At 32.7% G+C, this 20787-nt stretch carries 19 protein-coding genes, 2 pseudogenes and 1 riboswitch; of the genes and pseudogenes, 15 read left to right on the plus strand and 6 right to left on the minus strand.

The features are described from left to right. Nucleotides 1–101 precede the first annotated feature (101 nt). Genes AC4D4B_RS12475 through murJ form a run of 12 tightly spaced genes read left to right on the plus strand, consistent with a single transcriptional unit; the run spans nt 102 to nt 13108 of the window. Nucleotides 102–1214, plus strand: coding sequence for a DegT/DnrJ/EryC1/StrS family aminotransferase (locus AC4D4B_RS12475; protein ID WP_491000046.1), 1113 nt, complete (start codon nt 102–104; stop codon nt 1212–1214). Nucleotides 1215–1223: 9 nt separating this feature from the next. Continuing rightward, nucleotides 1224–1856 carry a sugar transferase gene (locus AC4D4B_RS12480; protein WP_491000047.1) on the plus strand — a complete coding sequence of 211 codons (633 nt, stop codon included), beginning with the start codon at nt 1224–1226 and terminating at the stop codon, nt 1854–1856. 11 nt (nt 1857–1867) lie between these two features. Next, complete coding sequence (locus tag AC4D4B_RS12485) at nt 1868–2401, plus strand: GNAT family N-acetyltransferase (RefSeq protein ID WP_491000048.1); 534 nt, start codon at nt 1868–1870, stop codon at nt 2399–2401. Then, nucleotides 2391–3341 carry a 1-aminocyclopropane-1-carboxylate deaminase/D-cysteine desulfhydrase gene (locus AC4D4B_RS12490; protein WP_491000049.1) on the plus strand — a complete coding sequence of 317 codons (951 nt, stop codon included), beginning with the start codon at nt 2391–2393 and terminating at the stop codon, nt 3339–3341. Before AC4D4B_RS12485 ends, AC4D4B_RS12490 begins: the two co-directional genes overlap by 11 nt. Beyond that, entirely contained in the window at nt 3331–4308 is a 978-nt protein-coding gene (locus tag AC4D4B_RS12495; RefSeq protein ID WP_491000050.1) for an ATP-grasp domain-containing protein, read from the plus strand. The genes AC4D4B_RS12490 and AC4D4B_RS12495 overlap by 11 nt, the downstream gene beginning before the upstream one ends. Before the next feature lie 46 nt (nt 4309–4354). Further along, on the plus strand, nt 4355–5542 hold the full coding sequence (locus AC4D4B_RS12500) for a glycosyltransferase family 4 protein (RefSeq protein WP_491000051.1): 1188 nt from the start codon (nt 4355–4357) through the stop codon (nt 5540–5542). A gap of 19 nt (nt 5543–5561) precedes the next feature. Next, nucleotides 5562–6593, plus strand: coding sequence for a polysaccharide biosynthesis protein (locus AC4D4B_RS12505; protein WP_491000052.1), 1032 nt, complete (start codon nt 5562–5564; stop codon nt 6591–6593). After that, on the plus strand, nt 6569–7687 hold the full coding sequence (locus AC4D4B_RS12510; RefSeq protein WP_491000053.1) for a capsular polysaccharide biosynthesis protein CapF: 1119 nt from the start codon (nt 6569–6571) through the stop codon (nt 7685–7687). Before AC4D4B_RS12505 ends, AC4D4B_RS12510 begins: the two co-directional genes overlap by 25 nt. Nucleotides 7688–7690: 3 nt before the next feature. After that, nucleotides 7691–8818 (plus strand): non-hydrolyzing UDP-N-acetylglucosamine 2-epimerase, encoded by a 1128-nt coding sequence (gene wecB, locus AC4D4B_RS12515; protein ID WP_491000054.1) that lies wholly within the window; start codon nt 7691–7693, stop codon nt 8816–8818. 8 nt (nt 8819–8826) lie between these two features. Then, on the plus strand, nt 8827–10215 hold the full coding sequence (locus AC4D4B_RS12520; protein ID WP_491000055.1) for a hypothetical protein: 1389 nt from the start codon (nt 8827–8829) through the stop codon (nt 10213–10215). A gap of 3 nt (nt 10216–10218) precedes the next feature. After that, nucleotides 10219–11541 (plus strand): glycosyltransferase family protein, encoded by a 1323-nt coding sequence (locus tag AC4D4B_RS12525; protein WP_491000056.1) that lies wholly within the window; start codon nt 10219–10221, stop codon nt 11539–11541. A gap of 49 nt (nt 11542–11590) precedes the next feature. After that, the gene (gene murJ / locus AC4D4B_RS12530) at nt 11591–13108 is read left to right on the plus strand and encodes a murein biosynthesis integral membrane protein MurJ (protein WP_491000057.1); all 1518 of its coding nucleotides are present in this window, start codon (nt 11591–11593) and stop codon (nt 13106–13108) included. A gap of 551 nt (nt 13109–13659) precedes the next feature. Here murJ and AC4D4B_RS12535 read toward each other — a convergent pair. From AC4D4B_RS12535 to AC4D4B_RS12545, 3 genes and pseudogenes are all read right to left on the minus strand, one after another. Continuing rightward, nucleotides 13660–14961 (minus strand): annotated as a pseudogene (locus tag AC4D4B_RS12535) (IS3 family transposase). A 283-nt stretch (nt 14962–15244) separates the two neighbouring features. Further along, nucleotides 15245–15481, minus strand: coding sequence for an SGNH/GDSL hydrolase family protein (locus AC4D4B_RS12540; protein ID WP_491000058.1), 237 nt, complete (start codon nt 15479–15481; stop codon nt 15245–15247). A 19-nt stretch (nt 15482–15500) separates the two neighbouring features. Beyond that, nucleotides 15501–15890 carry a hypothetical protein gene (locus AC4D4B_RS12545; RefSeq protein ID WP_491000059.1) on the minus strand — a complete coding sequence of 130 codons (390 nt, stop codon included), beginning with the start codon at nt 15888–15890 and terminating at the stop codon, nt 15501–15503. A gap of 129 nt (nt 15891–16019) precedes the next feature. On the opposite strand from AC4D4B_RS12545, the pseudogene galE reads away from it, so the two are divergent. Next, nucleotides 16020–16916, plus strand: a pseudogene (gene galE, locus AC4D4B_RS12550) (UDP-glucose 4-epimerase GalE). A gap of 391 nt (nt 16917–17307) precedes the next feature. Here the strand turns inward: galE and AC4D4B_RS12555 are convergent. After that, nucleotides 17308–17439, minus strand: coding sequence for a hypothetical protein (locus tag AC4D4B_RS12555; protein ID WP_258188215.1), 132 nt, complete (start codon nt 17437–17439; stop codon nt 17308–17310). Nucleotides 17440–17455: 16 nt separating this feature from the next. After that, a riboswitch (cyclic di-GMP riboswitch) is annotated at nt 17456–17543 on the minus strand. Between the two features lie 505 nt (nt 17544–18048). Here AC4D4B_RS12555 and galU point away from each other — a divergent pair. Next, nucleotides 18049–18927 carry a UTP--glucose-1-phosphate uridylyltransferase GalU gene (galU, locus tag AC4D4B_RS12560; protein ID WP_491000060.1) on the plus strand — a complete coding sequence of 293 codons (879 nt, stop codon included), beginning with the start codon at nt 18049–18051 and terminating at the stop codon, nt 18925–18927. A 63-nt stretch (nt 18928–18990) separates the two neighbouring features. Here galU and AC4D4B_RS12565 read toward each other — a convergent pair whose 3' ends face one another. Together AC4D4B_RS12565 and AC4D4B_RS12570 are read right to left on the minus strand one after the other, a co-directional pair. Next, nucleotides 18991–19170 (minus strand): hypothetical protein, encoded by a 180-nt coding sequence (locus tag AC4D4B_RS12565; protein WP_491000061.1) that lies wholly within the window; start codon nt 19168–19170, stop codon nt 18991–18993. A 139-nt stretch (nt 19171–19309) separates the two neighbouring features. Continuing rightward, nucleotides 19310–19630 (minus strand): hypothetical protein, encoded by a 321-nt coding sequence (locus AC4D4B_RS12570; protein WP_491000062.1) that lies wholly within the window; start codon nt 19628–19630, stop codon nt 19310–19312. Between the two features lie 598 nt (nt 19631–20228). Between AC4D4B_RS12570 and AC4D4B_RS12575 the strand changes: the two genes are divergently transcribed. Further along, nucleotides 20229–20393: a YwzD family small protein gene (locus tag AC4D4B_RS12575; protein WP_491000063.1), complete on the plus strand. Its 165-nt coding sequence runs from the start codon at nt 20229–20231 to the stop codon at nt 20391–20393. The last annotated feature ends 394 nt before the right edge of the window (nt 20394–20787 follow it).

Consider the following 20787-nt stretch of genomic DNA (forward strand, 5'->3'; position numbering starts at 1 on the left):
TTTTTCTATGTGAGCTCTCTATTGATAAAAACCAGTAGATAATAATTTAAAAAAATCTAGCTTAATAATGGAAGGAAGTCTTGAAGTTGGGGTCTACAAAATTGAAAGAAAGAATATTTCTATCTTCACCACATATGAGTGATGAGGGCTATGAAATGCATTATATAAAAGAAGCTTTTGATACAAATTGGATAGCACCACTTGGTGAAAACGTTAATGGATTCGAAAGAGAACTTGCTGATAAAGTTGGTTCAAAAGCTGCAGCAGCCCTATCATCAGGAACTGCTGCTATTCATTTGGCTCTTAAAGCAGCTGATGTAGGAGAAGGAGATATTGTTTTTTGCCCTACACTTACATTCTCAGCAACTGCTAATCCAATCATTTATCAGAATGCAATCCCTGTATTTATAGATAGTGATTTTGAAACTTGGAATATGAGTCCACAGGCATTAGAAGAAGCCTTTGAAAAGTATCCTGAAGTTAAGGCTGTAATCGTTGTTCATTTATATGGTTTGTCTGCTGATATGGATAAGATTATGGAGATTTGTAAGAAACATGGTGTAGTAGTCATAGAAGATGCTGCAGAGTCTTTAGGTACTTACTACAAAGGGAAGCATACAGGAACATTTGGAGATTATGGCATCTTCTCTTTTAATGGGAACAAGATTATTACAACTTCTGGTGGCGGGATGCTAGTTTCAGATAACGAAGAACGTGTTGCGAAGGCTAGATTCTGGGCGACTCAATCAAGAGATCAAGCAAGGCATTATCAACATAGTGAATTAGGATTTAATTATCGTATGAGTAATGTCGTTGCTGGAATTGGTAGAGGACAACTTAAAGTTTTAGATCAAAGAGTTGAAAAGAAAAGGTATATCTTCAACTTTTATAAGCGAGAATTAGGTGAACTAGATGGCGTTGAATTCATGCCTAGCAATGAGTGGAACGAACCAAATTATTGGTTAAGTTCTATATTCCTAAATGGACATGTGAAACCTATTGATATTATGGAAACGCTCGAAAAAGAGAATATAGAGTCAAGACCAGTGTGGAAACCGATGCATATGCAACCATTCTTTGAAAAGTATAATTTTGTAGGAACAGATGTATCAGAAAAACTTTTTACGAGCGGTGTGTGTCTGCCGTCTGATACAAAAATGACTGTTGAGGATATGGAGAGAGTGGTTAATGTTATTAAGGGGTTGTGGAAATAAACAATGAGGATGTTAAACTTATTTATTAAACGGATGATTGATTTTTTTGGGAGTTTAATGGGTTTAATTATTTTCTCTCCATTCTTAATAATCATAGCAATTTTTATTAAGTTAACTTCAAAAGGTCCTGTGTTTTTTAAGCAAGAAAGATTAGGTAAAGATGGTAGGGTCTTTAAAATATTTAAATTTAGAACAATGATAGTAAATGCAGAAAATATTGGTTCAGGTCTGTTTGTTAAGACTGAATATGATAACCGAATAACTAGGATTGGAAAAATACTTAGGTCAACCAGTTTGGATGAACTTCCTCAGTTGTTGAATGTGTTAAGTGGTGATATGAGCTTAGTTGGTCCGAGACCACCGGTACCGCACCACCCTTATAAGTATGAAGATTATAGCGAGTTTCAAAAAAGACGATTTGAAATGAAACCGGGTATGACAGGATTGACACAGGTGACAGTTAGAAACTCTGTTACTTGGGATCAAAGAATACCAATTGATGTTTCTTATATTGAGAAATTTAATATTTGGCTGGATATTAAAATCCTTTATAAGACGCTACAGAAACTCTTTAAGAGTGAAAGTATATATACTCATACAGATAAAAGGGAAACTAACAAATCATCCACAAGTAATCAGTGAGGAGGTACGGAATGAATATTGCAATCCGAAAATTTCAAGAAGATGACATACCGTATAAGGTGAAATGGATTAATGATGAAAGTAATAATAAATATCTGCATTATGAGCTACCTCTAAAAGTAGATAAAACACTGCTATGGTTTAAATCAACTGAAAAAAGATATGATAGGGTGGATTATACCATTACCTATAATGGTGAACCTGCAGGATTAATTGGTTTGTTGAATATTGATATAAATGATAAGAAAGCCGAGTACTATATTTGCCTAGGTGAAGAGAGATTCAAAGGCCGAGGAATAGCAAAAGGGGCAACAGAGATATTACTTAAAAAGTCATATGAAGAGTTTAGTCTTGAAAAGGTATATCTTTATACAGAAGTAAACAATATTGGAGCACAAAAACTATTTGAAAAAAGTGGGTTTGTAAAAGAAAAATTACTAAAAAACCATTTATTTTATAACGGAAAGTATATTGATAGGTTCCTATATACTTTGAATGTAGAAACCTTTGTTAATGATGTAGGTGGAACTAGTAGTGGACGTTAGTAATATTAATTATTTGACACCTGTGCAGAAATTAAGCGAAACACTAAATAACAATAAATTTTATATAAAACGTGATGATTTACTTCCTGTCTCATTCGGTGGTAATAAGGCAAGAAAAGCAATGCTTTTCTTCGATGATATTAAGAAAACTGCTTCTGATTGTGTAGTGACATATGGTAGTAGTAGCTCCAATCATTGTCGAATTATAGCTAATATAGCAGCAGCAAAGGAAATTCCCTGTTTTATTATTTCACCAAGTGACTCTAATCATCAAACTTCTAATAGTAAGTTAGTTGATTTGTTTGGAGCTTCAGTTATACATTGTCCTGTTACAGAGGTAGGTACAACTATAGAGAAAAAACTGGAAGAGCTAAAAGACCAAGGATATCATCCCTACTTTATTCAAGGAGGAGGTCATGGTAATTTAGGAACTCAAGCATATGTTCAAGCATATGAGGAGATTTTGGAGTACGAAAAAGTAAACCGTATTCATTTTGATTATATTTTTCATACTAGTGGAACTGGAACTACACAAGCTGGACTAGTCTGTGGACAGTTATTACATCACGATGAAAGAGAAATTTTGGGTATAAGCAATGCAAGAAAAAAACTTTATGGTGCACAAGTTGTACTTGAGAGTGTGAATAGTTATTTGAGGAGTTTAAATAAGAAACCGATATCTATTAGAGCAATAAATTTTATAGATGATTATATATTAGAAGGCTATGGCTCGTACAATTTTGATGTAATAAACACTATTAAGGAAGTTCTTATACAAGAAGGAATACCCATGGATACAACCTATACAGGAAAAGCCTACTGGGGTATGAAAGAGTATATTAAAAAGAATCAGATTGAATTTAAGAATATTCTGTTTATCCATACAGGTGGCACGCCATTGTTTTTTGATAATTTGGAGGACCTTAAAAATGACCAATAACTTAAATGTTTTAATTTTAAGCTGTGGAACAAGAAATAAAGTAGTTCAGTATTTCAAAAAGGAATTAAATGGAAAGGGGTTAGTAATAGCCACAGACTGCAGTGAATTAGCCCCAGCCCTGTATGAGGCAGATCGACATTTTATTGTTCCGAGAATGGATGATGAGGAATATTTAAGTGTTATCCTCTCTATTTGTAAAGAAAATGATATTAAAGCTGTTTTATCTTTAATAGATCCGGAGTTAAGTCTACTTGCGAAACACAAACAAGAGTTTTTAGATTTAGGTACTATTCCAATTGTTTCGGAGTTTGAATTAGTCGAATTGTGTTTCGATAAATATAAAATGTATGATTTCTTAATTGATAATGATATCAAAACTATAAGGAGTTATGTAGATAAAGAGAAATTTTATAGGGATGTAGAAGATGGGCTTATTAATTATCCAGTGTTCGTTAAGCCTGTAAAAGGTAGTGCAAGTATAAATATAAGTAAGGTTACTACAAAAGCAGAAATAGAAATGTTATTTAGTAGGTTTGATAATTTAATGATTCAAGAGTTTATGGATGGGATAGAATACGGTGCTGATGTTTATATTGATATGATTTCTCGGGAGCCTGTAGCTATATTTACAAAGGAGAAGATTAAGATGCGGGCTGGTGAAACTGATAAGTCAGTTTCAATTAAAGATGAAAGGCTCTTTGTATTAATAAGTGACTTTGTAAGAAAGGCTGGATTTAAAGGTATTATTGATGTTGATATATTTAAGGTTAATGGTGAATATTATATCTCTGAAGTAAACCCTAGATTTGGTGGAGGCTATCCACATGCTTATGAATGTAAGGTTAATATACCCAAAATGATTATTAATAATATAAGCAATAATAAAAATGAAGATATAATTGGCCAGTATGAGTCTGATATTTGTATGATGAAATATAATGAGGTAAAAATATTTAAATCACAGTAACATATGTTGATATATAAGTAAAGGTGAGAAGATGAACATACTGTTTTTGTCAATTGGTAGACTAAATAACATTGAGGATAAGGGTTTATACACAGATCTATTAAGGCAATTTAGAGACCATGGTCACAATGTTTATGTTGTTAGTCCAAGAGAAAAAAGATTAAAAAAATCAACTGAATATGTTGATGAAAACGGAGTGAAGTTTCTTAGAGTTAAGATTGGTAATATAACCAAAACAAATCTCTTGGAAAAGGGTATTTCAACTTTAATGATAGAAAGCTTATTTTTAAAAGCGATTAAGAAACATATGAAGAATATAAAGTTTGATCTAGTAATTTATTCAACTCCCCCGATAACTTTTGAAAAAGTAATCAGCTACATAAAACAGAGAGATAATGCTAAAACATATCTTTTGTTAAAGGATATTTTTCCTCAAAATGCGGTTGATTTAAATATGTTTAGCAAATCTAGTTTGATATATAAGTTTTTTAGATTAAAAGAGAAAAAATTATACGGTCAGTCAGATTTTATAGGCTGCATGTCACAAGCAAATGTCGACTTTGTTTTAAAACATAATCCACAACTAATAAATAGTAATGTAGAGATTTGCCCTAATAGCATTGAGCCATTTAAAGTTATAAAAGATAGAAATAAAATAAGAGCGATAAGAGAAAAGTACAATATACCAGTTAATAAAACGGTTTTTATATATGGAGGGAATTTGGGTAAACCGCAAGGGATTGACTTTGTAATAGAGAGTTTAAGTGCTAATAGAGACAATGAGGAAGCATACTTTGTTATAGCGGGATCTGGAACAGAATTCAATAAACTAAAGGAGTATTTTACCGAAAGCAAACCTACAAATGCGCAATTGTTTGAGCAGTTACCAAAAAGTGATTATGAAATACTCGCAAACTCCTGTGATGTTGGTCTGATTTTCCTGGATAAACGTTTTACGATACCAAACTTTCCTTCTCGGATACTCTCATATATGCAGGCTTCAATGCCTGTGTTAGCAGCAACTGATGTAAACACTGATATAGGTCGGGTGATTGAACAAGGTAAATTTGGATTTTGGTGTAAAAGTAATAATGTTGAAGAGTTTAATAACAGGTTACGATCATTATGTAATGAAGATTTGAGAAAACAAATGGGTATCAATGCTAGAAAGTACTTAGAGAATAATTATACAAGCAAGCATTCATACGAAATTATAATAAATCACTTTAAATAAATTGGAAAGAGGTAGGCGCATGTTTAAAAATAAAACCTTATTAATTACCGGGGGAACTGGATCATTTGGAAATGCAGTTATGAAAAGGTTCTTAGATACTGATATTAAAGAAATACGTATTTTTTCTCGTGATGAGAAAAAACAAGATGATATGCGGAAACTTTATAAAAATGAAAAACTCAAATTTTATATAGGAGATGTAAGAGACTTAGCGAGTGTAAAAAATGCTATGTATGGTGTTGATTACATTTTTCATGCAGCAGCACTTAAACAAGTACCTTCATGCGAATTCTTTCCTATGGAAGCAGTAAAAACGAATATTATTGGAACTGATAATGTGGTAACAGCAGCTATCGAATGTGGTGTTAAGAAGGTTATATGCCTTTCTACTGATAAAGCAGCTTACCCAATAAATGCGATGGGGATTTCAAAGGCAATGATGGAAAAAGTATTTGTAGCAAAAGCAAAAACGGTTAATCCAGAGCAAACATTAATATGCGGAACAAGGTATGGAAACGTAATGGCATCACGTGGCTCAGTTATTCCATTATTTATTGAGCAAATAAAAAATGGACAACCATTAACTGTAACAGACCCATCCATGACTCGCTTTTTAATGAGTTTAGAAGAAGCAGTTGAATTGGTTGTCTTTGCCTTTCAAAATGCTCAGGCAGGAGATATCATGGTTCAAAAATCTCCAGCATCAACAATCGGGGACCTAGCACAGGCATTAAAAGAATTATTCGAAGTAGATAACGAGATAAAAGTAATTGGAACTAGACATGGTGAAAAATCATTTGAGACATTACTAACTCGTGAAGAGAAGGTAGTTTCCACAGATATGGGAGGATATTATAGAGTTCCTGCTGATAATCGTGATCTAAACTACGATAAGTATTTTGTTGAAGGGGATCATCAGCTTTCAACTGAAGATGAATACAATTCAAATAATACTGAACGTCTATCTATAGAACAGATTAAAATGAAATTAATGCAATTGGAATATGTTCGTAAGGAGATAGAGAAATGGCAAACACGAGTAATATACTAGTAACTGGTGCTAATGGTTTTATAGGTAAAAACTTAGTCATCGAATTAAAGAACCGTGGATACGATACTATTTTTGAAGTAGACCGTCATACTGAGTTAGAAATATTTGAAGAATACTGTGAAAAGGCTGATTTTGTCTTCCACTTAGCTGGAGTAAATCGCCCAAAGGATGTTTCTGAATTCAGGGAAGGGAATTATGGTTTCACATCAACATTACTAAAAACATTAAAAAAATACCGAAATACTTGTCCGGTTATGATGTCTTCTTCTATACAGGCAGCTTTATCTAACCCGTACGGTGAAAGTAAAAAAGCTGGTGAAGATTTATTATTTGATTATGCAAAAGAAACGGGAGCAGAGGTTAAAATTTATCGCTTTCCTAATGTTTTTGGGAAATGGTGCCGGCCGAATTATAATAGTGCAATTGCAACGTTTTGTTACAATATAGCTCGAAATCTACCTATTAAGATTAATGATCCGAAGGTAGAGCTAGAATTAGTATATATTGATGATGTAGTAGAAGAGTTAATTTATTCATTAACTGAGGGAACAAAGAATGGGATGTTTTATGAAGTCCCAGTGAAACATAAAGAAATACTAGGTACGATAGTTCATTTGATTCAGTCATTTAAAAGAAGTAGAGATGAACGACTAGTTCCGAATTTAGGAGATTCATTTGTAAAAAAATTATATAGTACGTATCTAAGTTATCTTCCGGAAGATCAATTTGCATACCCATTAAAAATGAATATTGACGATAGGGGTTCCTTCACTGAATTTATTAAAACACCTGATCGTGGTCAGGTCTCTATTAATATATCTAAACCCGGTATCACTAAAGGAAATCATTGGCATCATACTAAGAATGAGAAATTTCTAGTTGTTAGTGGGGAAGGTGTTATTCGCTTCAGAAAAGTTGATACGAATGATGTAATAGAGTATTTTGTTAATGGTAACAAATTAGAAGTAATTGATATTCCAGTGGGATATACACATAACATTGAGAATTTAGGAACAACAGATATGGTAACTGTGATGTGGGCAAACGAATTGTTTGATCCTGAACATCCAGACACATACTTTGTGGAGGTATAAATTATGAAAAAATTAAAGGTCATGACAGTAGTTGGAACACGCCCGGAAATCATAAGATTATCTGCTGTCATTCATAAATTAGAACAGTCTGAAGCCATAGACCATGTTTTGGTGCACACTGGTCAAAATTATGATTATGAGTTAAATGAAGTGTTTTTTAATGATTTTAATTTAAGAAAACCAGATTACTTTTTAAATGCAGCAACAGGAACTGCAGTAGAGACTATTGGCAATATACTTATTAAGATTGATCCTATATTAGAAGAAGTAAAGCCAGAAGCTCTATTAGTATTAGGCGATACGAATAGTTGCTTGACTGCAATTGCAGCAAAAAGAAGACATATCCCGATTTTCCATATGGAAGCTGGAAATAGATGTTTTGACCAAAGAGTGCCGGAGGAAACAAATCGTAAAATCGTAGACCACACAGCAGATATTAATTTAACATACAGTGATATAGCTAGAGAATATCTTCTTAGAGAGGGATTTCCTTCGGATCGTATTATTAAAACTGGAAGCCCAATGTTTGAAGTTTTAAACTCTCGTAAAGATGATATCGAGAAATCGGACATATTAGGTAGGCTTGATTTAAAAGAAGGGGAATATTTTGTAGTCTCTGCTCATAGAGAAGAAAACATCAATTCAGAGGACAATTTCTTAGATTTAGTTGAAAGTTTAAATGAAGTCGCTGAACAGTATAAAATGCCGGTAATTGTAAGTACTCATCCAAGAACAAAAAATATGATTGAAGCAAAAGAAATTGAGTTTAATCCATTAGTGAAAACATTGAAACCATTAGGATTTAATGATTATGTCAAACTACAAACAAAAGCAAAAGCGGTACTTAGTGATAGTGGGACAATTAGTGAAGAATCCTCTATTCTTGGTTTTAAAGCACTTAATATAAGACAAGCTCATGAAAGACCAGAAGCAATGGAAGAAGCATCAGTTATGATGGTTGGACTAGGAAAAGAGAGAATTATTCAGGGACTGGAGATACTAGAAACACAAGATAGAAATACATTGAGAGTTGTCGAGGATTATAGTATGCCTAATGTATCTGATAAAGTGCTAAGAATAATACTATCTTACACAGATTATGTAAACAGAGTTGTCTGGAGAAGGGGATAGGCTATGCAATGAGTAAACAAGATATGGTAAATAGTAACGATTATGGGGTGGGGAAAAAATTAAATAATAAAATATTATGGTCTCCTATGATTGTTATACAAATTTACTTAAGTTTGATACTTGTACTTTTTGTCTTTGGTCCATGGCCTTGGCCTATTGAAAACCTAATAGAGGTTATATTTTACCTGTTTTTAGCCCAGTTTTTGTTGTTAGTGGGATATTACTTTTCAGTTAGAAGAAAAAAAATAACAGTTTATACCATTGGTAAGCTAATTGTTCAAAGGACCACGAGTTATAACAATTTTAAAATACTAAAATTTCTACTAATACTCTCATTTGTTGTATTTATACCAAATTACATGGCAAGGGCAGGTATAAATACTTTTGATATCACGGTATTTTATGATGCTTTTATAAATGGTTTATTAAATCCTGGGGAACAATACCATCAAAAACTTAACTTACAAGATCAATCATCATCTAATATATATATCCTATTTATTACTGCTATTACATCACCATTAAGGTGGTTATTTATTCCGTTGTGTATTATTAATTGGAATAATATACCTAAGATATATAAATTTGGTGGAGTAGTATTAATTGTCCTGGATACGATTAGTTGGATATCTATCGGAACAAATAAAGGCATTTTTGATAATGTTTTTATCATCGCCTTTTCATTGTTAATAAAAATAAATATTGATAATGTTCAATTAAAAATTAACAAAAAAAAATCAAAATTAACAGTGATTATTATCTCTTTATTAATATTGTCACTAGCGATATTTTATTTGACAAATTCAATTGCCTCTAGATCAGGAAGTATTAATTACTATAATAGTGCAGCAGGAATTGAAGTGAATTTAGATAGTCCTATTATGTCAATCTTACCCTCATTTTTAGAAGACACTATGGTGATAATTGGTGGATACGCAACCCAGGGTTATTATGGATTATCATTGGCAATGAATGAGTCTTTTACAACCACTTATGGTTTTGGGAACTCCTGGTTTCTTTTGGGGATGTATGAGAAGTTTACTGGTAGTGATTCACTTATATATAACACCTACCCTTTTAAAATTATTGAACATGGTTGGGATCCATATATTAATTGGCACTCTATCTACACATGGTTAGCATCAGATTTTTCTTTTATAGGTACATTATTTATCATGTTAATTATAGGATATATTTTTGGTGAAACGTGGAAAAGTGTGCTAATTCAAAATAATATTTATGCAATGGGATTGTTTATCTTGTTTATGATTATGTTTATATATATTCCTGCAAATAATCAAATTTTTGCCTTTATAAATACCTTTTTTGCATTTTGGGGCCTATTCCTCCTTTGGTTGTTTTCAGCAAAGATAAAGTTAAAGTTTATAAGGAGATAAAATATGAAATCTGTAAAGAAATATCCGAAAGTATTACTGATTAGTCATAACGCATTTAGTATGACTTCTAATAATGGAAAGACATTTTCTTCTATATTTAATGGTTGGCCTAAGGATAGAATCGCTCAGTTATACTTTCAAAACGAAGTTCCAGACTTTAATGTCTGCAATAATTTTTTTTGCATTACTGATGAAAATATAATTAGTAGGAAAAAGATCAATGTTGGAAAAAGAGTAACTGTTGACAGAACAAGTAAAATCAAAAAAACAGATACTATTATTCATAATTTTGCAAGAAGAAAACCATTGCCGATATTTTCTTTTGCTAGGAACATAATCTGGCAGTCTAGAAAATGGGATAATGATAATTTATATAAATGGATTGATGAGTTTAAACCTGATTTGGTATTTTTTGTAGGCGGAGGGTCGGCATTTTCATATAATATTGCAAATAAAATTTCTCGAAAATACTCTATTCCAATGTTTTTATATTATACGGATGATTACATAACACCGTTACCAACGTTAGATATATTTTGGTGGATAAACTTCATTTGGCTTAGACTGGTAATTCGGAAAACAATGAAAAATATAAAGAAATTATTTGTTATTGGCGAGGATATGTCAAATGAGTACAGTAAAAAATTTAATAAAGAATGTATACCGCTTATGAATGCTATTGATATAGATAAATATTCTATCCATCATAAAGAAAAGGATAGTAAGGATCAATCTTTAAATGAACTCAAATTGGCTTACTTTGGAGGCTTGCATTTAAATAGATGGAAATCGTTATCTAGGCTTGGTAAAGAGATTAAGGACATATCAATGAAGTATAATTATGATATTAGTCTAAGTATTTACTCTGGAAAGGTTCCGGATGAATCAATAATGTCGGTAATTAATGACCATCCGTATATCCAATTTGTGGGAAGTGTAAACGAAAAAGAGATAATTGAGGAAATGCAAAAATATAATATATTAGTGCATGTAGAAAGTTTTGAGAAGAAAATGATACAAAAAACAAGATTATCTATAAGTACTAAAATACCAGAATATTTAGCGAGTGGAAAACCAATATTAGGTATTGGGCCAAAAGTGGTCTCTTCTATTAGATATTTAAAGAAATTAGGTTTTGTCTACGTTATAGATTCATTGGAAAAAAATGAAATAGAAAAGACAATTATGAGGATAATTGATGAAAGGTATAAACAAAAAGAAATTGGAGACAGAGGTATTGAAATTGCAAAAATAAATCATTCGATAAACAATAACAAAAATATAATTAGAAAAAATTTAAATGAGGCTATTATAAACTCGGATTAACCTATATAGAGTTGAATCCTAGATAATTTTAAATGTTAGAAGGAAACTTATGAAAAAGACCGTAATAATCATAATGGTTATAACCCTTATATCTAAGCTTTTAGGCTTCGCCAGGGATATTATTTTATCTTATTACTTTGGAGCATCACATATTAGTGATGCTTATTTAATATCCTTAACAATTCCTATGGTTATATTTGCATTAGTAGGCACAGGGATTAATACAGCCTATATTCCAATGTATAATAGAATAAATTCATCTAAAGGAGTTCATGAGGGAAATAGATATACGAGTAATATGATTAATTTGTTATTAATAATTTGTACAATAGTAGTTTTCTTGGGAAGTTTATTTGCATCGGAAATTGTTGGGCTATTCGCTTCAGGTTTTGAAGGAGAAGCGTTGCTTATGGCTACTAAGTTTACTAGGATTAGTTTTTTCAGTATTTATTTTACAGGACTAGTATATATTTTTAATGGTTACCTTCAAACGAATGGATATTATTTCGTATCTGCCGTGAATGGAATTCCAATGAATTTAATTTTTTGTTTTTCAATAATCATTGGTTCTAGTATTGACATTATATTTTTACCCATAGGAATAGTTCTCGCTTCCGTATTTCAACTGATTTTCCTATTACCTTTTGTTTTTAAAGTCGGATATAAGCACAGATATAAAGTAGATATAAAGGATTCGGATATTAAATCTACATACTATCTGATTATCCCTGTTATTTTAGGTGTATCTGTAAATCAAATAAATACATTAATTGATAGGTCAATTGCTTCGAATATTTCAGTTGGGGGGATATCAGCACTCAGCTACGGAGATCGTATTAATATTCTTATCCAAGGAATATTTGTAACATCAATATTAACTGTATTATTTCCTTTGATATCAAAAATGTTCGCCGAAAAAAATATAACTGGTTTTAAAAAAGCAATAGGGAATGCAGTGAATATTATTAATATACTCATTTTACCGGCATCTGTTGGATCCATGATCTTTGCAGAGCCAATTATAAGAATGCTATTTGGGCGTGGAGAATTTGATGAGAAAGCTATTTTGTTAACTTCAACCGCAATGTTTTTTTATTCTATAGGAATGGTTGGATATGGTCTGAGGGAAGTGTTATCGAGATCATTTTATTCTATGCAAGATACTAAAACCCCTATGATTAATGCTGCTATAGGGATGGTTATGAATATAATTTTAAATTTTATTCTTTCCCGTTTTCTAGGGATAGGTGGCCTTGCATTAGCTACTAGTATTTCCGGTATATTTACTGCTTTATTACTATTTGTTAGCTTACGTAAAAAAATAGGCTCCCTAGGATTATCACAAATTGCTATATCATTCTTAAAAATATTTTTCTGTTCTGTATTCATGGGAATTGTGTCTAAGCTTTCTTTTAATTATTTAACAACTATATTAAATGATAATATATCCCTTTTAATTTCGATTGGCATCGGAGCACTGACTTACCTAATTGTTCTTTATAGAATGAAGATTGAGGATGTTGATATGCTTCTGGCAATATTTAAAAATAAAGTTAAAAGAATGTAGTTATTAGGTCGAATTTCCATTTTAGATTAGGACATGTATTTTGAGTTGAAGGATTCGTAAGCATCTTTAATTGTGACGTTAAAACAAGAAATTAATGAAGCAAGGATGATTATCTAGTAGGTTATTACGAATGAACGATGTCATGGACGAAACTTGCTCATTATCTTCGAGTCTGCTTAGATCATCTGTTTCAGTGTTTTATTGCTTTTCCTGTGCTAGGTAAGCATTTTAATCATTTTCTTCAGATGATTATAGGGGTATCAAATAATAGAGCCAAAGATTGCTTCCGTGTAATCTTCTATGTTTTTAGTTCATCCAGCTAGATAAGTCTGAAAAGTTCGAGGGGAATGAGGGAACCTTACTTGAAATATAATTTTACATGTCATGAGTCAAAGATTACTGTATATAAAAAAGAATGGAGCTAATTATGTACTGTACCCAAAAGTAAGATTGAAGTGCCTCCATAAAAGTTAGACACGATTATTTCATTAGGTAACTTGGGTAAGATGAGTTCGGTATTTGTACTGAACCCTAAAAGTTAGACCAAATATTTAAGCAGCTAATTGACTGGTATAAAGACGGTATTCAACCGGACTCATACCAGTCAATTTTGCTTTTATTCGATTGTTGTTATAGTAAAAAATATAATCAGTAACTGCTTGGTTGAGTTCTTCAAATGAATAATAAACTTTACCATAATACATTTCTTGCTTTATGATTCCGAAGAAGTTTTCCATTGGTGAATTATCCAGACAGTTTCCCTTTTGTGACATACTTTGAAGGAAGCCATTATCCTTTAGTTTCTGAATGTATTGTTTCATTTGATAAACCCACCCTTGATCTGAGTGTATAGTAGTTCGATAGGGGCTATCTTTTGTTATTTCAATTACTTCGTCTAAAGCATCCAGGATTGCTTTTGCTTCGGGCGTTCTGAGAACCGATAAGTCAGAATTTCACTGTTAAACATATCTAGAAATGGATCTAAATAAGCCTTTTTGATGATTAGCTTTCCTTTAGAATCAGTCGAGTAATATTTAAATTCGGATGTATCAGTTGTTAATTTTTGATGTGGGATGCTTGTATGGAATCTGCGATTGACATGGTTTTTTGAAATCTTGCCTATGGTACCTTTATAAGTGCTGTATTTACGTGATTTACGTGTGTATAATGTACAAGTAACACCAAGTTTATTGGTAATCCTCAGGATTTTTTTGTGATTTACGATATAGCCTCTCTTACGCAATTCTATATCAATTCGACGATAGCCATAATTCCCATTATGTTCGCCTACAATATCCAGGAATCACCTTTTAAATTTCTTCATCAGGATTTGAATCATTAAGTCGTTTTTGCCAATACATATAGGTTGCCTTTGGAAAACCTGTGGCTTCAATGATAACGGCTAATTTGAATTCTTTTCTGAGCTCTTGGATGACCCTGGATTCTGTTTTAGCAGTCGGCTCGGGATATTTACCCCTGAAGCTCGGAGCTTTTTTAAATAGGCATTTTCCGCACGCAGTAATTCTATTTCTTTTAAAAGTTGTTCTTCCCTCGTCAATTTCTTTTCATCTATTTTCTTTTTCGGCTTATTGGACATGGATGGACGCCGCTGTTTCATATAATGACGTACCATTTTCAATCATAAAATTTAGTAAGTCTAGTTTAAACTGTGTTGAATAATTTGTATATCGTTTTATGAAAGCTTCTACACCATTGTGTTCATATTGTTTAGCCCAAAAAAGAATAACTTTATGATCCGTTCCAATTGATTTAGCAATCTTGTGAGAACTTTCATTGCCTTCTAAGTAACGTAGCGCTGCTTGTAATTTTTCCTCTGATGTATATTTGGCCATAAAAAACTGCTCCTCCAAATGTTAGAGGTGTCTAACATTTGGGGAGCAGTTCACTCTATCTTTTGGGGAGCAGTACAATTTCTTTGCTTTTTTAGTGTTGAAAAATTTATACTCCTTCCTAGATATTCCCTCAAAAATATATTCCTAAGGTTGATTAATATATATTAAGAAGGATGTTTTAAGAAAGGCTAAATCAATACTATTTGTCCACTCGTAAAGGCTTGTTTCCAACCCTTCGACCTAACCATATCCAGGCATAAGTAGAATGGGGGAATCCCCCGTCCTACTTCATTTTAATTCCGAACAACTCATATACCTCATTGCTCCAAATTTGAATTCCCTGTTCATTCGGAGCGCTCTTATCCTCTTTCAAGTACTCCATCAATTCGGTGTCATTCTTATAATCAGGCCATTCAGCCCAGTGATCAATATATGTGATGTTATTTTCTGCTGCATATTCCTTTAAGGCATCTACTTGTTGTGGGTAGATGATCGCATTTGGAAATGGGTGAGGCGGCATCAGAATGACAAAAAGATCCTCATTGATAGATCAATTCTTGGATAATAGCTGCAATATTTTCGTGATTTTCCTCCACTTTCACAACTCCGTTATCTGCCAATGTGAAAGCTTCAAGAATCAGGACATCAGGGTTGGCATCCTGATAAACGCTGATTAGACCTGTTTCTATTAATTCGGTGGATGTACCGCTAAATTCTATATGAGATACCACAATACCCTCTCCAAACTCGTCTTGTAATGCCTGACCAATCGTTTTTCCGAGACCGCTCTCTTGATCGCCCAATGCTTTGGAACTTGCAATCAAAACTTTGGCTTTTCCATGTTTACTGATTCCTTGTTCAAGCGGGCTCTTTAGTTCTTGATTTTTAACATTCTTATATAAAGAGCCGATGCTCTTTTCTGTGTTCATTTTTTTTTTTGTTCAGCTTGCTTTTTTTCACTCTCCATCGCTACAGTTTGTTCAATTTGATTGCTCCAGCTGGTTTGTCAGAAACCTAAAATAAGAATGGTGAATAAGGTAAGCAAAAGCGGTGTTAAGATGGCGACACTCATTACAGGTGGAGCAGGCTACATTGGCTCACATACAGTAAAGTACTTTTTAGACCAGAACGAAGAAGTGGTTATTGTTGATAATTTACAAAGTGGGCATAGAGAGGCAGTAGATGTTAATCATTTTTATGAAATTTATCTTAGAGATAAGGAAGCTTTAGATTGTGTCTTTAAGACTCATAATATCGAAGCTGTTATTCATTTTGCTGCTAAGCATGATGTGTTTATTGGATGTCATGAAAAATATTAATGTCAAAAAGGTAGCATTTTCCTCCACGGCAGCTACTTATGGAGAACCAAAGAATATTCCTATAGTTGAAGATAATGAAACGAATCCAACCAACACCTATGGTGAGACTAAACTTGCCATGGAAAAAATGATGAAATGGTTTGATCAAGGATATGATATTAATTATGTTTCTTTAAGATATTTTAATGCTGCTGGAGCTCATCAGAGTGGAAATATTGGAGAGATGCATGACCCGGAAACACATCTTATTCCTTTGGTTTTGCAGGTTCCGCTTGGTCTTTAACGGGATAAAGTTTATATGTTTGGTGATGATTAGCCTACAGAGGATGGAACGTGCATCCGTGATTATATTCATGTAATGGATTTAGCATCAGCACATTATCAAGCATTAGAATATTTAAGAAAAGGAAATGCTAGTGATATCTTTAACCTGGGAAATGGGAATGGATACTCTGTTAAACAGGTTATTGATGTAGCAAGACATATAACAAAATATCCTATTCCAGCAGAAGTAAAAGAAAGAAGAGCTGGAGATCCTGTTGTCTTAATTGCTTCGTCACAGAAAGCAAAAGACATATTGGGTTGGAAACCGCAGTATGATTCTTAGAAAAAATCATTACTGATGCTTGGAATTAGCATAAGAATAATCCTAAGGGTTTTACGTCGAAATAATAGCTGGGTGTTGCACTAATTCAAAAGACTAAGATAGAAGTTAAACCCAGTATTCTCTAAATGTATCAAGACGTACAATGGTTTACGGAGAATTATATAGAAGTAGATTATTTTATTTTCTTAATAAATAAAGAGTGTTTCAAAAAGTAGAGAAAACGTTACGACTTTTTTCGCTTTTTTACTATAAATAAGCCTCCGAAATATTCCTCAATACTAGTAATACTATTAATAAATTTACAATATCCTCTAATAAGAGAACCTCAAATTTTAATTATTTAGATAGAACCCTCTTCTGCATTAAATGTTAAGAAGAAAGAATTAAAAAAAGAATGGAACCCATAGTTCCACTCTTTTTTTACATATTGTATAGCAGCACTTGTAATCCTAAAATGATTCCGACAGCTACTACAATTAGGCCAGCATAGGTTGCAGTCTTTTTAAGTTTTCTTTTTCTGTACATTTCCTCAGGAGTTTGATAGTAATTCAATTTGGCGCCTCCTTGTTTTGGTAACTGGCTGACTTAGCGTGAGACAAGCCTTAGTCCCTTTAGTTTTGCGTCACTAGTTTTCAATAGCTTTGCTTTTTCGACGTTTAATATAATGGTACAAAATGTATTAAATATAAAACAGGGACCAAAGTCGCATTTTGTCAATAAATAGAAAAATATATTTTTATTTATTATTTCTATTTTAACGATATCAATTTGTATAAGTTACTGTCAATATAGTTTTTGAGATGGTTATTATTACATTTTTCATGTTATGTACATGTCGGATTTCAGTATTCTTTCTGTATGACTCTATCCTTCTAATTACCCAATAAGTAATAAATAGAAGGAATCAAACCTGTAAAACATGGCATCCAATATAATATGGGTAATAAAAGCGAGTCGCAAACAATCTAAGTGAAGGACTAGATACAATCATGACAACCTGGACCAGGAGGGATCGTTACTAATAAATACCGTTAACCCCCTACTTTCTTCAAAACAAACTGATTTGAGCAGAATGTTTATTTATTTTTGTAGGAATATAATGGGAATTGGGGTATTAATCATATAGAATGAATGATTAAACTGTTGATAAAGGGGATTCCTATGAAAAAAATTAAGAAAGCAATCATACCTGCAGCAGGTCTTGGAACTAGGTTTTTACCGGCAACAAAGGCGATGCCGAAGGAAATGCTGCCAATTGTAAATAAACCGACTATTCAATACATAGTTGAAGAAGCCGTTGCATCCGGGATTGAGGACATTATCATCGTGACAGGTAAGGGAAAGAGAGCCATTGAGGATCATTTTGATCATGCTATTGAATTGGAACATAATCTGAAGGAAAAACGTAAATTTGATTTATTGGAGGAGGTACAAAAACCCTCTGAGCTTGCGAATATCCATTATATCCGTCAAAAGGAACCAAAAGGTCTCGGTCATGCCATCTGGTGTGCGCGTAATTTTATCGGTGATGAGCCATTCGCTGTAATGCTCGGAGATGATATTGTGGTTCATGATAAGCCGTGCTTACAGCAATTGATTGAACAGTATGAGGTTCTTGATTCATCAGTTATTGGCATTAAAGCTATTCCTGAAAGTGAAACCGACCGGTATGGTATTATCGATCCTATTCAAATGGATGGGCGTTGCCATTTGGTAGGCAGCTTTGTAGAAAAGCCGGCTAAAGGGACAGCACCTTCTAATCTTGCCATTATTGGGCGATATATTTTCAAGCCAGAGATATTTAATTTTCTAGGTGAGATGGAAATAGGAGCAGACGGTGAAATTCAGTTGACCGATGCCATTCAGAAGCTCAATCAAACCCAGCGTGTCTATGCCTATGAATTTGAAGGAGAACGATATGATGTAGGTGAGAAGCTAGGGTTTATCAAGACTACGATTGATTTTGCTTTGAAAAATGAAGAGCTAAGAGAGGACGTTTTACAATATATTGCCCGGTTAATCGAAATGGAGAGAAGATGATTTTGTTTTATGGAGTAGAATGGTCAGAGTGTACCCCAATTCTACTCCATTTATATGAATGGGTCATCCATTAGATTGTTCACCTGAGGAGATGTAATATTTATCGATTTCGTTAAGCTTTAAATGTAAGTCATAGATTTTTTTATTTAAATCCTTTTTCATTTCAGGATTAGTACAGGAATCTGCTTTATTGATAAGGCGTTTTAGTCTATATTCATACCAAAGATGTTTTAGGAGTATCATTTTAGCACCTCATTTTGTTCAGTATATAAAATATATATTCCCTCCTAATTCTAAAATAATCCTTTTGTCCCGAAAATAGGTAAAAGGACGGATTCTTTTTTGCAGAAAAAAAGACTGAATATTCTCAGTCGTGGTCAGTTCACTTTTCTTTTTGTTCAATTAGAGGAGTTAGGTTCTGTAGTACCCCTTTTAATTCAGTGCTTTGATGCTTCGAATCATCGTACACTTTTTTGATCACCTTTTGGGCTTCTTTTAGCTTTTTTTTCTGCTGGCCATTAATTGATTTTCGTTCCTTTTCGAGTTGTGCTTCTTCTAGGCTCTGATTTGCCTGATCCTCCGTGTATTGCTTGTACGCTTCTGCACGGGTCTTCTCAATTTCCGCATGGTAATGTTGATTTCCAAAGACTAAAAATCCGATACAAAGAAGAGCGGTTACAACCGTAACCCAAAATCGCTTCATAGCTCACCTCTCTTGTTTTCCAAATTTTAGCACAAAAGAGATGTCCTGAATAGGATATTTCTATACGTTTTATAATGCTTGAATGGATCTGTTCTATATAGTAATCAGCTAAGGAGCGGGAAGCTTTTTCAGTAGTATATTAAGGATATAAAAGCCTGACTTTACTAAAGTGGGACTATGAAATTGGTCTCATGGCAGATTACTTTAACCCTCACTAAACTTATTGTGTTTTTAATCCTTTATTCACTTGTTGAAATAGTGGCAGGAATATACGGGTATTAATATTCTGTTAAACAAATTCTATTTGGTATATTTAGAACAGTTCATGAGATTCTAATATTCTTATCTCAACTTAATATCTGCTTACAATTAAAAAATATGCGAAATTGAAATTAACATAATAAGTAAATAGTCTTATTATGAGGATTAGTTTATAATTGATATTGAATTATCAAAATACTAAAAACATTTACAAATAAATCGTAAATTAGCGTGCTGTTACATATGTCATCAAATATTAATGTAAAACGATGAAATTTAAATTTACATAATATAGTAGATTTAGTATGATTAGGATAGAAAATAAGGGGAAAGTGATATGAGGAACGAAATGAAGTCCAAGGATATAATGAATGATCAGCAATCACAAGCGTTTATGGATGTAATCAAATCTGCCTATGAAAGAGGTATGAATGATTCCTCTTTAACAACACAGGAATTTGTCGAAGAAATAAAAGTGAAGCTAATGAGTATTTATAGGTAAATTAAATTAGTAAATCAACATATGCTAATTTGAAAAATAATGGATTTAGATAAATCATAATAGCCTTGAAGGAGACCAATATTTTGGCTCCTTTTTTTTGATTGGTGAGGGTCCACTAAATAATAGACTTTCGATTGTGTATAAAGTGTTAAACGTATCAGAACAAGTATTTATAGTTGGCATTATGAGCATCCATTTCCATTAGTTCCAGCAATGTGACTATTTACTGATTATGAAGGCGTTTATATAGTGTTACTTGAGACCGTGATTATTATTGAACGGTTATACCTGCTAATGTAACTGTGGTTAGGAGCGTATTAGAAATTGGATATGGCAAGTTAAATTAGCGGAAATAGATAGGATTCTTTTAGAGAGCAACGCAGATTGGTGCTGT

The organism is Pradoshia sp. Z6_59 (assembly GCF_058267515.1).

What these genes read in the sequence shown, in the direction of transcription:
- AC4D4B_RS12480 (WP_491000047.1), top strand. Translation starts at nt 1,224, where the DNA reads ATGTTAAACTTATTTATTAAACGGATGATTGATTTTTTTGGGAGTTTA.
- AC4D4B_RS12485 (WP_491000048.1), top strand. Translation starts at nt 1,868, where the DNA reads ATGAATATTGCAATCCGAAAATTTCAAGAAGATGACATACCGTATAAG.
- AC4D4B_RS12495 (WP_491000050.1), top strand. Translation starts at nt 3,331, where the DNA reads ATGACCAATAACTTAAATGTTTTAATTTTAAGCTGTGGAACAAGAAAT.
- AC4D4B_RS12505 (WP_491000052.1), top strand. Translation starts at nt 5,562, where the DNA reads ATGTTTAAAAATAAAACCTTATTAATTACCGGGGGAACTGGATCATTT.
- AC4D4B_RS12510 (WP_491000053.1), top strand. Translation starts at nt 6,569, where the DNA reads ATGGCAAACACGAGTAATATACTAGTAACTGGTGCTAATGGTTTTATA.
- wecB (WP_491000054.1), top strand. Translation starts at nt 7,691, where the DNA reads ATGAAAAAATTAAAGGTCATGACAGTAGTTGGAACACGCCCGGAAATC.
- AC4D4B_RS12520 (WP_491000055.1), top strand. Translation starts at nt 8,827, where the DNA reads ATGAGTAAACAAGATATGGTAAATAGTAACGATTATGGGGTGGGGAAA.
- AC4D4B_RS12525 (WP_491000056.1), top strand. Translation starts at nt 10,219, where the DNA reads ATGAAATCTGTAAAGAAATATCCGAAAGTATTACTGATTAGTCATAAC.
- murJ (WP_491000057.1), top strand. Translation starts at nt 11,591, where the DNA reads ATGAAAAAGACCGTAATAATCATAATGGTTATAACCCTTATATCTAAG.
- AC4D4B_RS12540 (WP_491000058.1), bottom strand. Translation starts at nt 15,481, where the DNA reads ATGCCGCCTCACCCATTTCCAAATGCGATCATCTACCCACAACAAGTA.
- AC4D4B_RS12545 (WP_491000059.1), bottom strand. Translation starts at nt 15,890, where the DNA reads ATGAACACAGAAAAGAGCATCGGCTCTTTATATAAGAATGTTAAAAAT.
- galU (WP_491000060.1), top strand. Translation starts at nt 18,049, where the DNA reads ATGAAAAAAATTAAGAAAGCAATCATACCTGCAGCAGGTCTTGGAACT.
- AC4D4B_RS12565 (WP_491000061.1), bottom strand. Translation starts at nt 19,170, where the DNA reads ATGATACTCCTAAAACATCTTTGGTATGAATATAGACTAAAACGCCTT.
- AC4D4B_RS12570 (WP_491000062.1), bottom strand. Translation starts at nt 19,630, where the DNA reads ATGAAGCGATTTTGGGTTACGGTTGTAACCGCTCTTCTTTGTATCGGA.
- AC4D4B_RS12575 (WP_491000063.1), top strand. Translation starts at nt 20,229, where the DNA reads ATGAGGAACGAAATGAAGTCCAAGGATATAATGAATGATCAGCAATCA.